Source organism: Mumia zhuanghuii (assembly GCF_042681565.1).
Lineage (GTDB): Bacteria > Actinomycetota > Actinomycetes > Propionibacteriales > Nocardioidaceae > Mumia.
The window spans coordinates 403944-417156 of record NZ_JBHUFT010000008.1 but is presented as its reverse complement, the minus strand read 5'-3'; the positions used below and the strand labels follow the sequence as shown (position 1 = coordinate 417156).

Here is a 13213-nt window from a genome sequence, read left to right as displayed (position 1 = left end):
CACGCGCTCAACTCACGCTCGGGCGTACGAGCGCCTCCAGCGCCGCGCGATCAGGCAGGTCGTCGTGACGAACGGTGGTGCCGAGGCGTACGTAGTGGAACGCCGCCGTCACCCGCTCGAGGGCGATGCCGTGCTTCTCGGCCCACGCGAGCCGGTAGACGGCGAGCTGGAGCGGATCGGAGGTCGCGCGCCGGCTCGTCTTCCAGTCGACGACCTCGAACCCGTCGGGCGTGCGATAGACCGCGTCGATCCTGCCGTTGACGAGCTGGCCGCCGAGGCGCAGCGTGAACGGCTCCTCGATCGCGTACGGGACACGGTCGCCCATCGGCCCGGACTCGAAGGCACGGATGACCTCAGCGAGCTCGAGCTCATCCACGATGTCGGTCTCGTCGCGGCCTGGCAGCTCGTCATCGCCGATCAGGCTCTGCTGGGAGAAGTGCGCCTCGACCCAGGCGTGGAAGCGCGTGCCGAAGCGCGCGGACGGCGCCGGCGGGCGCGGGAGAGGCCGCGCGAGGCTGCGGGCGAACGCGGCCGGATCCTTGTCGAGCGCGATCAGCGACGTCGCCGACAGGTGGGGCGGCAGCGGGACCTCGACCGTCTCGGCGCGCTCGCGGCGGGCCTCGGCGAGGAGGCGTTCGATCTCTTCGTCGAGGACGTCGAAGCGCGCTGCGGCGGCGGGATCGAGGGTCTCGACAGGCTCGACCGACGGAGGGGCGGGGGTCTCGACAGGCTCGACCGACGGAAGACCGACAGGCTCGACCGGCGGACTCGCGGCGGCGAAGCGCCGTACGAGTGCCGCGGCCTCCCGGCGAAGCGCGAGCTCGTCGGCATCCGGCACGACCGGCCACGCCACGGCCTCGGAACGTCCGCGCAGGGGGTTGTCCGCGTCGTCCTCCGGCGCCGGGGTCCACAGCTCGGGCTCGCTCCCGCGGCCACGCAACCAGGTGGCGACGGTCTCGAGGAACGGGCTCGGGTCGGACGCGGCCTGCCGCGTACGGCTCCACCGGCTCGCGCTCGTGACCAGGAGCCGGCGCGCCCGGGTGAAGGCGACGTAGCCGAGGCGTACCTCCTCCATCTGCGCGTCGGCCCGCATCGCCGCCCGGAAGTCCTTGTCGCCGGCGCGGCTCAGCTCCTCGATCACCGGCAGCTCGGCTCCATCGCCGCGCAGGTCGTGCGGCAGCGCGTGCGCGACGCTCGTCCACGCGGGGCGCGAACGCGGCGAGGGGAACACGTCGGCGGTGAGGAACGGGACGAAGACCGCGTCCCACTCCAGACCCTTAGCGGTGTGGACGGTGAGCAGCTTGACCGAGTCGGCGTCGGACGGGGAAGCGACCTCCAGCCCGTCGTTGAAGCGCTCCTCGGCGTCGAGGTAGGCCAGCACCGCGGACAGCGATGCCGACGGGTCGTTGGCCACGAAGTCGGCGACGACGTCCTGCAGCCGGGCGAGGTTGTCCTGTGCGACCTGGGCGGCCGACCCCGGGGTCGACGCCAGCTCGACGTCAATCCCGAGCGCGGTGACCACCTGCCGCAGGAGATCGGCGGGCGATCCGCTGGCCCGCCGGCGGAGGCGGCGCAGCAGGCGGGAGATCTCGGCGAAGCGCTCACGCGCTTCCTTGGAGTACGGGAGGCGCAGACGGTCGTCGTCCGGGCTGTCGACCGCATCGGCGAGCGACACCACCTCAGACGGGTCGGTGCCACGGACCGCGCGCTCGAGCTCGTCGGCGAGCGTCTCCGCCTCGACGTCGTGCACGCCGCCGACGAGCATGCGGGCGCGCCTGCCGAGCAGCGCGAGGTCGCGGGGCCCGATGCGCCAGCGCGGCCCGGTCAGCAGCCGGAGCAGCGCGGCGTTGGCGGTCTGGTCGGCGAGCACCCGCAGCGCCGAGACGACGTCAGACACCTCGGGCTGGCTCAGCAAACCGGCCAGCCCCACGACCTCGACGGGGACGCCGCGTCCGCGCAGCGAGGCGACGAGCGACGGGATCTCGGACCGCGTACGGACGAGCACCGCAATCTCGGACCACTGGGTCGGCTCGCCGTCACGGCCCTCGTGCGCGGCGACGACCTCGTCGACGAGCCAGCCGATCTCGTCGACGACGGTCTCGTGGACGGCGGCACGCACCGTGCCGCCCTCCGTCCCTTCGGCGGGCACGAGCGGGCGTACGACCTCGGTGACCTGGTAGTAGGGCGCGGCCACGCGGTTGGCGACGTCGAGGATCTCGGCGCGGCTGCGGCGGTTGACCCGCAGGTGGAACAGGCTCCCCTGAGCCGCCCGCTGCGGGTCGGCCGGGAAGTCCTCGAGGAACGCGGCGAGGTTGCTGGCCGCCGCCCCGCGCCAGCCGTAGATGCCCTGGCACGGATCGCCCACGGCGGTGACGCAGTGGCCGAGCCCCTCGCCGTCCTCGCCGGAGAACAGCCCCTGGAGCATGTCGCGCTGGGCGACGGACGTGTCCTGGTATTCGTCGAGGAGCACGACCGCGAAGCGCTCGCGCTGCGACCGCGACACCTCTGCGCACTCCACCGCGAGGCGCGCCCCGCGCTCCATCTGGTCAGAGAAGTCGACCACGCCTGCCTCGGCCTTGGCGTCGCGATAGCGCTCGACCAACGAGACCAGCTCGTCGCGGCGACGGGTCGTGGCGTCGAGGTCGTCGTGGAGCTTGAGCTTCTTGGTCTCGATGACCGCCCGCTCCACGTCGACGCGCAGCTCGGCGTCGCACGCCCGGACCTCGTCGGGGGTCACGAGGTGCTCGGCCATCTGGCCGTCGAGCCCGAGCACCTGGCCCACGAGGTCGGGCATCGAGGTGGTCGTGTGCGCGAGAGGGCCGGGGTACGAGGCGATCGCCCGGAACGCCCGCTGGAACCGCGACGCGTCGGTGGTGATCCGCAGATCGGGCTCGAAGCCGAGCAGCAGACCGTACTCGGTGATGAGCGTCCCGGCGTATGCGTGGTAGGTCGAGACGGTCGGCGTGCCATAGCGCTCGAGCAGGTCGGGCACGCCCGCGTCACGCGCAAGGGTCTCGAGCGCCTGGCGGACGCGGTGCGCGAGCTCGGCGGCCGCCTTGTTGGTGAACGTCAGCCCCAGGACCGAGCCGGGGAGCACTCCCTCGTGGCCGACGAGCCACACGACGCGTGCCGCCATCACGGTCGTCTTGCCGGAGCCGGCACCGGCGATGATCGCGCTCGGCCGGTCGGTCGGGGCCTGGATCGCGGCCATCTGCTCGGCCGAGAACGGGATGTCGAGGATCTCGCGCAGGTGGTCGGCGTCGCGGATCAGCAGCGGCAGTGGTGCGGTCACGACGCCTCGCCCTCGCTCACGACCCCACAGGCCCGCACGCCCTGAGCGACCATGTCGAGGACCGAGGCGCCCTCGGCCTTCGCCGGGCACACCCGCGCGAACGAGCAGAACTGGCAGGCCTTCGGGCTCGGGGTCGCGACCCACTGCTCCGTACGGATCGTGCGCACGGCGTCGGAGAGTGCGCCGTACGCGAAGAACGGCTCCTCCTCGTCGGGACGGTCCTGCGGCTGGACCTTGGGACGGTCGGCGCGCTTGGCCGAGTCGGCGACGCGAAGCTGCACCAGCTCGGCGCCGCCGCTGCGAGCGCGCCGGCGGAGGATCTGCTCGACCGCGCCCTGCTCGACGGCGACCTGGTAGACGCCGAGCTGGGCGTGCTCGGCGATCTCGCCGCCCGTCGGCGCCCGCTTGCCGGTCTTGAAGTCGACGACGTGGACGAGCCCGGCGGCGTCGACCTCGACCCGGTCCATCGAGCCGCGCAGCGTCACCTCGTCGTCGCCGACGCCGAAGGTCACCGAGAACTCGTGCTCGGCGGCCAGCGGGCGGCGTACGCCGGCCGCCTCCTGCTCGGCGTGCCAGGTCGCGAAGCGCCCGATCGCGACCCGCGCCTCCTCGCGCTCGCGCTGGGCGATCCACGGGGCGGCGTAGCCGAGCCGGTCCCAGACGGCGTCGAGCGACGCGTCGAGCCCGGCGGGATCGGCCGCCGCGCCGCTGCGGACGACGTCAGCGGCCAGCGCGTGCACGAGCAGGCCGAAGCCCTGCGCGGAGGAGCTGGCCGTCTCGCCCTTCGCCTCGTGGGTGAGGAACCACGACAACGGGCACGACACGACCCCGTCCAGCGCGCTGCCGGAGAGCGCGACGGGCTCGTCGACCGGGCGTACGGGCTCGGTCGACATGGACACCTCACGCAGGCCCCACCACTGGTCGGGGTCGGCCGCGACCGCCGCCTCGACGCCGCTCGTGCTCAGCCGTGCGAGCCGCAGCGCCGCGGCCTCGCGGACGGCCTCGTCGGGCGCGTACGTCGCGAGCTCGCGCAGCTCGGCGATCACGCCGCGCAGCGACATGCCGCGGCGCGGGCGGCGCTCCGGACGCATCGACCGGTGGGTCGCGTAGCGGGCGACGTCGGCGAGGAACGGCGAGGGCTGGTCGCCGTCCGGGTCGGCGCTCTCGACGGCGGTGACGATGAGCCGACGGCGGGCACGCGTCGCGGCGACGTAGAAGAGACGGCGCTCGTCGGCGATCAGCTCGGCCGTCGTCGGGGCGGCGCGCACGTCGGCGCGAGGCGCGGTGTAGGAGGGCGTGGCCCCGTAGGTCGCGTCGTACGTCGCGGCGTACGGCGCGGCCGCCTCGTACGAGGGCGCGGCGCCCGTGGCGGCCAGCCGCTCCGCCGCGAGCAGCGTGCCGCGGTGGCGGGCGTCGGGCCACGTGCCCTCCTGCACGCCGGCGACGACGACGAGGTCCCACTCGAGGCCCTTGGACCGGTGGGCGGTGAGCAGGCGCACCGCGGAGCCGCGCCGCCCCCGCTCAGCGAGGGTGTCGGCGGGGATCTCGTGGCGGGCGACCTCCTCGACGAACGCCGCCACGCGCTGCCGTCGCTGACTCTCCTCGGCGCGGCTCGCCAGCGCGAACAGCGCGACGACGGTGTCGAGGTCACGGTGGGCCGAGAGCGCGTCGTCACCGCCCGCATCGACCGCGGCGACGAGCCTGCGCTCCCAGCCGGTGCCCTTCCACAGGGTCCAGAGGACGTGCTCCGGCGACACCTGCTCGCTCACCTGGCGCGCCGCCTCGGCGAGGAGCGACACCGCGCGATGGGCACGCCGCGCGATCTCGCCCGGACGACCTCCGCGACCCGACGGGTCGACGAGCGGGGCGAGGAGCAGCGGCTCCCTCGCCAGCGCGACCAGGAGCTCCGCGGACCCGCGGGGCACGCGACGCTCACCGGCCTCGTCGACTCCGTCGAGGCGACGCAGGCGCTGGCAGAGGATGCGCAGCTCAGCCCCGTCGAGGTCGCCGAGCGGTCCGGTGAGGAAGCGCTCGACCTCGTCGGGATCAGGCGCGGCCCCCTCGGCCAGGGTGAGCGCCAGCTGTGTCGCGCCCAGGAGTGCGCCGACCGCCGGCTCCGTACGGAGCGGGACCTCGGCACCGGCGACCTCGACTGGCACGCCGGCCGCCGCGAGGGCCCGCTGCAGCCGCGGCATCGCCGTGCCCGAGCGGACCAGCACCGCCATCGCGTCCCAGTCGACCCCCTCCTCGAGGTGGGCGCGCCGCAGCATGAGCGCGATGTGGTCGGCCTCGGACGCGGGGTCGGAGAACGTCCGGACCCAGACCTCGTCGCCGTCCGTCCCCGCGGCCGGCTCGGGCTCGCGGAACCTGCGGGCCCGCACGGCGAGCGGGCCGAGCGGGATGCGCCCGGCGACCTCGCGCGACGCCGCGAGGATCTGCGGGCCGAAGCGCCGCGTGCTGCGCAGCGAGGCCACCGGGGCGGGCGTGCCGTTGCGGGTCGGGAACTGCTCGGGGAACCCGAGGATGCCCGTGACGTCGGCGCCGCGGAAGGCATAGATCGCCTGGTCGGGATCGCCGACCACGACCAGGTCGCCCCCGTCGCCCGCGAGGCCGCGCAGCAGGGCGACCTGGGCGGGGTCGGTGTCCTGGAACTCGTCGACGATCACGAACCGGAACCGGTCGCGGAGCGCCGGCTGGTGCTCCGGATCGGCGACGATGATGCCCGCGCGGTGCACGAGCTCGGCGTAGTCGATGAAGTTCTGGGCGTCGAGGACGTCGAGGTATTCCTCGAAGAAGTGCGCCGCCGCCTGCCAGTCCGTACGACCGGCCGCTGCGCCCGCGGCGGCGAGGTCGACCGGGTCGAGCCCGAGCGCCCGGGTGCGCGCCATCAGCTGCTCGAGCTCGGCGGAGAAGCCCCTCGTCCGCAGGGCTGGCGCGAGGCGCGTCGGCCACGAGATCGTACGGTCGTCCAGCCCGCCGAGGACGAGCTCGCGGATGCGCGTGTCGGACTCCGACGCGGACAGGAGCTGGAGCGGCTCGGAGTAGCTCTTGGGGTCCTGGAACTCGCGCACGAGCCCGTAGCAGAACGAGTGGAACGTGGTCGCGAGCGGCGCGGCCACCGTACGGTCGAGCCGCGCGGCGACACGGTGGCGCAGCTCCTCGGCGGCCTTGCGGCTGAACGTGAGCACGAGCACCTGCTCGGGGGCAAGGCCGTGGCGCTCGATGCGGTCGACCACGGTCTCGACGAGCGTCGTCGTCTTGCCGGTGCCGGGGCCGGCAAGCACGAGCAACGGGCCTCCCGGGTGGTCGACGACCGCCTGCTGGTGCGGGTCGAGCGCGGGTGCGGGAGCACGCTCGGCGGGCGGTGGCACCGGCACGTACACCGGGGTCCGGGGGCGGTCCGTCATGGGACTATTCGATCAGAGCCGACCGACACTTCTCGGGATCTCGTACGCCGCGGCGCGCATGTCGACGCGGACCTGCTCGTCGAGGCGGCTGCGCAGCGGCGTGCCCTCCTCGAGGTAGTGCTGGCGCGCCCGTGCACGCATCGGCTCGGCCATCGTCCCGTCTGCGCGGATCACCCGCCACCACGGCACCGCCGCGCCGTACGTCGCCATCACCTTGCCGACCTGCCGAGGGCCGCCGCGCTCCAGGGCCGCCGCCACCTGCCCGTACGAGACCGCGTGCCCCGGCGGAACCTGCTCGGCGATCCGCAGGACCGCCTCCGCGTACGCCTCCTGGTCGTACGGCTCCGCCTCCGGCTGCTCGCCCCCGTACCGCGCTGCCTCGCCCACGCGCCCACCCTCCCACGCAGTCCGTTCGCTGGGGTACCCCAGCGAACGCGCACCGACCCCACTGAGCACACTCGGGTCGGTGCGGGTTCGTTCGGGTACCCCAACCGCGGGCGCTGCCGGCTTGCGGCCCGACCGTCACGCGCCGAGATAACGCCGCCGTGACCACGTCATCTCCTCCAGCAGATGGCGTGCCGTCGCCTCCACCGGCGGATGCACCTGCGACCAGACCAGCCGCGTCATCCCCCATCGCTGGCGACGGACCGCCGACTCGCGGGCGCGCTCGTCCATCACGACCTGCTCCGGCGACTTCTTCGGGTCGAATCCGCGCCCGTACTTCACTTTGCCGTCGAACTCCACGACGTGCCGGAACTCCTCCCAAGCGAAGTCGACCCGGCCGATCAGCCTGCCGCTCGGGTCGAACACCTCGACCTGCGACTCCGGCATGGGGAGCTTGAAGAGGTGGCAGAGCCAGCGGGTCAACGACTCCCCTGGCGACTCGGCCTTGGCGTCGGCGAGCGCGAGCGCAGTCCGTACGGCCGGGGAGCCCTTGACGTGAGCGAAGTGCTCGCCGACCCGCATCAGCTCGTCCATGTCGGTCTTGCCGCTGTGCAGGGCTGCATCGATGACCACGAGAGCGCTGGCCGGCCCGCCGCACGTTCCGACCTCCCAGACGGCCCACGACAGAGCGCTGACGGTTCGTCCGCCGATCTCGACGAGCTCGCGTGCCTCGACCGTCTCGTGGTGACGGGCGCTCGACGTCTTGCGACCGGACTGTCCGTCGAGACGGGCGACGTCGGCGAGCCGCACGTCATAGTCGACGAGCGGGAGGCCGTGCTCGAGTGCGGCCGAACGATGCGAGAGCGCGACGCGTCCCGGGTTGAGATCGGCCTCGACCCGTGCGCGTACGAGGGAGCGTTGCTCGAGGCTCAGCTTGAGGTACGTGTCAGCGAACGCGTACCCGCTGCGGCGCAGGTGGATCAGCTCCCGATCCTCGACCGCTCTGCTGAGCGCGCGCCCGCCGACCCCGACGCTCTTCGCATCGGCGGTGGTGAAGCCTCCGCCGCGCGCTTCCGCCACGATTCGCAGGTCATCCATGCCGGTGAACTCTGGCCTGTCGTCACGGGTGGCCGGAAGGGCATGGATCCGCGCCTGTGGACAACGAACTTCGTGCGCCGGGTGGGGTACCCCAGCGAAAGCGCACCGACCCGACTGCGCACAGTGGGGGCAGTGCAGCTTCGCTGGGGTACCCGAGCGAACGCGCGGACAGCGTCAGTACGAGGGCTGCGAGGGGTCGATCTGGTTCACCCAGGCAACGACGCCACCACCGACGTGGACGGCGTCCTCGAGGCCCGCGCCCTTGAGGATCGCAAGCACCTCGGCCGAGCGGGCGCCCGACTTGCACTGGAGGACGACCTGCTTGTCCTGCGGCAGCTTCTCGAGCGCGTTGCCGGCAAGGAACTCGCCCTTCGGGATGAGCACCGAGCCCGGGATCTTGTTGATCTCGTACTCGTTCGGCTCACGCACGTCGACGAGGACGAAGTCGCGCGTCCCCTCCTCGCGCTCCTTCAGCCAGCCCGCGAGCGTCGTGACGGAGATCGTCGAGTCGGCGGCGGCGTCGGCAGCATCGTCCGACAGCACGCCGCAGAACGCCTCGTAGTCCTCCAGCAGCGCCGTCGGCGGCTCGCCGTTCGGGTCGCGGCGGATCTTGAGCTCGGTCCAGCGCATCTCGAGCGCGTCGAACACGAGCAGCCGGCCGATCAGCGGGTCGCCGATGCCGGTGATCAGCTTGATGGCCTCGTTGACCATGACCGACCCGATCGACGCGCACAGCACGCCCAGCACGCCGCCCTCGGCGCACGACGGGACCATGCCCGGCGGCGGGGGCTCGGGGTAGAGGTCGCGGTACTGCGGCCCCTCCTGCGCCCAGAACACCGACACCTGGCCCTCGAACCTGTAGATCGAGCCCCACACGTACGGCTTGCCGAGGATCACGGCCGCGTCGTTGACGAGGTAGCGCGTCGCGAAGTTGTCGGTGCCGTCGAGGATCAGGTCGTAGTCGGCGAAGATGTCCAGCACGTTGTCGACGTCGAGACGCTCCTCGTGGAGGATCACGTGGACGTACGGGTTGATCTCGGCGACGGACTCCTTGGCCGACAGCGCCTTGGACTTGCCAATGTCGCTCTGACCGTGGATCACCTGGCGCTGCAGGTTGGACTCGTCGACGGTGTCGAAGTCGATGATGCCGAGCGTTCCGACACCCGCCGCCGCGAGATAGAGCAGCGCGGGGCTGCCGAGGCCGCCGGCGCCGATCACGAGGACCTTCGCGTTCTTCAGGCGCTTCTGGCCGGCCATCCCGACGTCGGGGATGATCAGGTGTCGGCTGTAGCGGCGAACCTCGTCGACGGTCAGCTCGTCAGCGGGCTCGACCAGGGGTGCTAGTGACACGACGTCTCCTCGGTCGGGTGCAGTGCAGTCAGTACGGCGCGTGTGCCCCGTACGGATCGTCAACACCGTGCGGTGACGCGGTGTTCCCGCGGGGCACTGCCGCCTCCACCCATGATGCCTGGCGCGTCCCGAGGAGCGGACACCCGTCTTGCTCTGCGGACCGCGTCTGTCCGGTACGGCCGGAACCGGACGCCTCGACGCGCCCCCCGTACCGGCGAGTAGGACCGGGATACCATCAGGACGTGACCGACACCACGACATCTCGCCCCCGGGGCGGCCGTCTTCCCCGAAGCGCCCGCCGAGCCCAGCTGCTGGAGGCGGCGCGCGAGATCTTCGTCGACAACGGCTACCACGCGGCGGCCATGGACGACATCGCCGAGCGTGCGGGCGTGAGCAAGCCGGTCCTCTACCAGCACTTCCCGGGCAAGCTCGAGCTCTACCTCGCGCTGCTCGACTCGGCCTGCGACACGGTTGTCGACGCCGTCCGCGACGCCCTGGCCTCCACCGAGGACAACAAGGCGCGTGTCGAGGCGACCATCGACGTGTTCTACAGCTACGTCGCGAGCGATCAGGCCGCGTTCCGTCTCGTGTTCGAGTCCGACATCACCAATGAGCCCGAGGTACGCCGGCGCGTCGACCGCGTCAACACCGAGACGGCGTCGGCGGTGGCGGCCGTGATCCACGACGACACCGGCCTTCCCGAGGTCGCCGCCGAGCTGCTCGCGGTCAGCCTCGTCGGCATGGCGCACGTCGGGGCGCGCTACTGGCTCGACCAGGGCTCGGCGCTGTCCAAGGACGAGGCGGTCGGCATGGTCAGCGCCCTGTCGTGGCGCGGGATCGGCGGCTTCCCCCGTACGGACGAGCCTGACGCCGACTGACGCCCCGTACGCGCGCAGCGAACGCGCGTGATCACCCGGCGCGACCCGAGATAGCGTGAACCTGCGCCTCCAGCCCCGGAGTGCGCACCGTGACACAGAAGAGAGGCACGACGTGGAGGTACGGATCGGCGTCCAGCACAGCCCGCGCGAGCTGTCGCTGGAGACCAAGGAGAGCCAGGACGCGGTCCTGCAGGCCTTCAAGGACGCAGGCACCGGGGATGGTCTCCTGGCGCTGTCCGACGACCGCGGCCGCAGCGTCGTGGTGCCGGTGGAAAAGGTGCTCTACCTCGAGTTCTCGGGCGACGGCGCCCGCCGGGTCGGGTTCGGCGAGTCCTAGGACTCGACCAGCGGAGGGGCCGGGCTCAGGACTGCAGTCCGAGCTCGGCCATCCGCGCTGCGTGGTTCTCGGTCATCCGCGCGAACATCCGCCCGATCGCGGCCAGGTCCATCCCCGTCGCCCGATCGACACCACCGACGAACACCGCGGTGAGTCCGTCGTGCTCCGCGGCCACGAGCTGCGCCTGGCTCAGCGCCTCGCCCATCAGCCGCCGGCCCCACAGCGCGAGCCGGCCCGCGACGCGCGGATCCTCCTCGATCGCCTCGCGCACCCGCGTCACCACGAACGCGGAATCCCCCGTCCCCGCCAGGCTGTCGAGCACGAGCGCCCGGGTGTCGACGTCGAGGTACGCCGCGATCTCGCGGTAGAAGTCGGCGGCCAGGCCGTCGCCCACGTACGCCTTCACGAGTCCCTCGAGCCAGTCCGCCGGCGCGGTCTTGACGTGGAAGCGGGTGAAGCTCTCCTCGAACGGGGCCATCGCCTCGTACGGGTCGATCCCGAGCGACTCCAGCCGGTCGCGCAGCCCCAGGAAGTGGGAGAACTCGATGTTCGCCATCTGCGCGAGCTCGGCCGTGTCCCGCAGGGACGGTGCGAGCTTGGCGTCCTCGGCGAGCCGCTCGAAGGCCGACAGCTCGCCGTACGCGATGACGCCGAGCAGCTCGATGACGCCTTCGCGGTAGAGCGGGTCGCCGTCGAGCAGCGGCGTGCGTGCAGCGGCGTCAGGGTCAGAGGAGCTCGTCGAATCGGCCATGACGGCAGCCTAGCCACCTGCGTCCGGGGCGAGCCTGGCCGTCCGGTCAGGGCAAGGGGATAGACTGGTAGTGCCCAGGCGTGGATCAACCACCACAATGCAGTCGCCGGGCCGCGCGGTCGCGTGCATGCGCCGTCCCGATGCCGGGTCCGGCGCCGCGTACGACCACAGGAGACCAGGCCGCCAAAGACGCGCGGCACGTTCGACAAAGAAAACGAGTAGACCCCTGACCACGTTCAAAGACCTGGGCGTTCTCCCAGAGATCGTCGAAGCCCTGGAGACCCAGGGCATCATCGATGCATTCCCGATCCAGGAGATGACTCTCCCCATCGCGTTGCTCGGCAACGACCTGATCGGACAGGCCCGTACCGGTACGGGCAAGACGCTGGCCTTCGCCATCCCCGTCGTGCAGCGCGCGATCGCCCCGCACGACCCCGAGTTCGAGATGCTGTCGGCGCCCGGCAAGCCGCAGGCGCTGATGATCGCCCCGACCCGCGAGCTCGCGCTCCAGGTGTCGGCCGACGTCTCTGCCGCCTCCGCCAAGCGCGGCACGCGTGTGCTCACCGTCTACGGCGGTGTCCCGTACGAGCCGCAGCTCGAGGCGCTTGAGAACGGTGTCGAGCTTGTCATCGGCACCCCGGGTCGCCTGCTCGACCTGGCCAAGCGCAAGGCGCTCGACCTCTCCCACGTGAAGGCGCTCGTCCTCGACGAGGCCGACGAGATGCTCGACCTCGGGTTCCTGCCCGACGTCGAGGCGCTGATCTCGCGCACGCCGGAGCTGCGCCAGACCATGCTCTTCTCGGCGACGATGCCGGGCGCGATCGTCGCGCTCGCGCGTACGCACATGCGGCACCCGGTCAACATCCGCGCGGAGTCCAGCACGGACTCGGCGATGGTGCCGGCCACCGCGCAGTTCGTCTACCAGGCCCACGACCTCGACAAGCCCGAGATCGTCGCCCGCGTCATGCAGGCCGACGACTTCGGTCGCGCGGTCGTGTTCACGCGGACGAAGCGCGCGGCGCAGCGCCTCGCCGACGACCTGGTCGAGCGTGGCTTCAACGCCGCACCGTTGCACGGTGACATGGCGCAGGTGGCGCGCGAGAAGGCGATGGCGAAGTTCCGCGAGGGCAAGATCGACGCGCTGGTCGCGACCGACGTCGCCGCCCGCGGCATCGACGTCGCCGACGTCACGCACGTCATCAACTTCAGCTGCCCGGAGGACTCCAACACCTACGTCCACCGCATCGGACGGACGGGGCGCGCCGGCAAGAGCGGCAACGCGATCACGCTGGTCGACTGGGCCGACGTGGCACGCTGGAAGACGATCAACCGCGACCTCGGGCTGCCCTTCGACGAGCCGGTCGAGACGTACTCGACGTCGGAGCACGTCTTCCACGACCTCGGCATCTCCGCCGACGTGACGGGCCGCCTCAAGCCTCCGGCTCCGGTCGCGCCCAAGGCCGACCGTCCGGCCCGCGGCGAGCGGACCGACCGCGACGGCGAGCGTCCTGCACGCACGCGTCGCAACCGCAGCCGCACCCGCGGCGGCAAGCCGGTCGATGAGACCGCGGATGCCTCGGGTGGCGAGTCGTCCGGTGCGGCCGCACCGGCTGCTGCCGCTGCCGATGCCGGTGCTCCTCCAGAGTCCGGCGAGGAGCGTTCGGACGCCCCGCGTCGTCGTCGCCGGCGTCGTCGTCCCTCGAGCGGGAGCTCCGC

The 13213-nt window shown here is 72.3% G+C and carries 9 protein-coding genes; 3 read left to right on the top strand and 6 right to left on the bottom strand.

Features of this window, described 5'->3' with window-relative positions; genetic code table 11:
- Nucleotides 1-7: 7 nt before the first annotated feature.
- The 5 genes from ACFSDF_RS10320 to moeZ all read right to left on the bottom strand — a co-directional run bounded on the left by ACFSDF_RS10320 (nucleotide 8) and on the right by moeZ (nucleotide 9531).
- Nucleotides 8-3292, bottom strand: coding sequence for a UvrD-helicase domain-containing protein (locus tag ACFSDF_RS10320; RefSeq protein ID WP_377157410.1), 3285 nt, complete (start codon nucleotides 3290-3292; stop codon nucleotides 8-10).
- Nucleotides 3289-6699, bottom strand: a complete 3411-nt coding sequence (locus ACFSDF_RS10315) for an ATP-dependent helicase (RefSeq protein WP_377157408.1) — start codon at nucleotides 6697-6699, stop codon at nucleotides 3289-3291. The genes ACFSDF_RS10320 and ACFSDF_RS10315 overlap by 4 nt, the downstream gene beginning before the upstream one ends.
- A gap of 12 nt (nucleotides 6700-6711) precedes the next feature.
- Nucleotides 6712-7086: an MGMT family protein gene (locus ACFSDF_RS10310; RefSeq protein WP_167002073.1), complete on the bottom strand. Its 375-nt coding sequence runs from the start codon at nucleotides 7084-7086 to the stop codon at nucleotides 6712-6714.
- A 135-nt stretch (nucleotides 7087-7221) separates the two neighbouring features.
- On the bottom strand, nucleotides 7222-8181 hold the full coding sequence (locus ACFSDF_RS10305) for a type IV toxin-antitoxin system AbiEi family antitoxin domain-containing protein (RefSeq protein ID WP_377157406.1): 960 nt from the start codon (nucleotides 8179-8181) through the stop codon (nucleotides 7222-7224).
- A 174-nt stretch (nucleotides 8182-8355) separates the two neighbouring features.
- On the bottom strand, nucleotides 8356-9531 hold the full coding sequence (gene moeZ / locus ACFSDF_RS10300; protein WP_377157404.1) for an adenylyltransferase/sulfurtransferase MoeZ: 1176 nt from the start codon (nucleotides 9529-9531) through the stop codon (nucleotides 8356-8358).
- 242 nt (nucleotides 9532-9773) lie between these two features.
- Between moeZ and ACFSDF_RS10295 the strand changes: the two genes are divergently transcribed.
- On the top strand, nucleotides 9774-10409 hold the full coding sequence (locus tag ACFSDF_RS10295; RefSeq protein WP_167002067.1) for a TetR/AcrR family transcriptional regulator: 636 nt from the start codon (nucleotides 9774-9776) through the stop codon (nucleotides 10407-10409).
- Nucleotides 10410-10521: 112 nt separating this feature from the next.
- The gene (locus ACFSDF_RS10290) at nucleotides 10522-10746 is read left to right on the top strand and encodes a DUF3107 domain-containing protein (RefSeq protein ID WP_167002065.1); all 225 of its coding nucleotides are present in this window, start codon (nucleotides 10522-10524) and stop codon (nucleotides 10744-10746) included.
- 25 nt (nucleotides 10747-10771) lie between these two features.
- On the opposite strand, the gene ACFSDF_RS10285 is transcribed toward ACFSDF_RS10290, so the two are convergent.
- A complete protein-coding gene (locus ACFSDF_RS10285; RefSeq protein WP_167002063.1) occupies nucleotides 10772-11497 on the bottom strand; it encodes a ferritin-like fold-containing protein in 726 nt (241 codons plus the stop codon).
- 316 nt (nucleotides 11498-11813) lie between these two features.
- Here ACFSDF_RS10285 and ACFSDF_RS10280 point away from each other — a divergent pair.
- A partial coding sequence (locus ACFSDF_RS10280) for a DEAD/DEAH box helicase (protein ID WP_377157402.1) occupies nucleotides 11814-13213 on the top strand: 1400 nt, incomplete at its 3' end.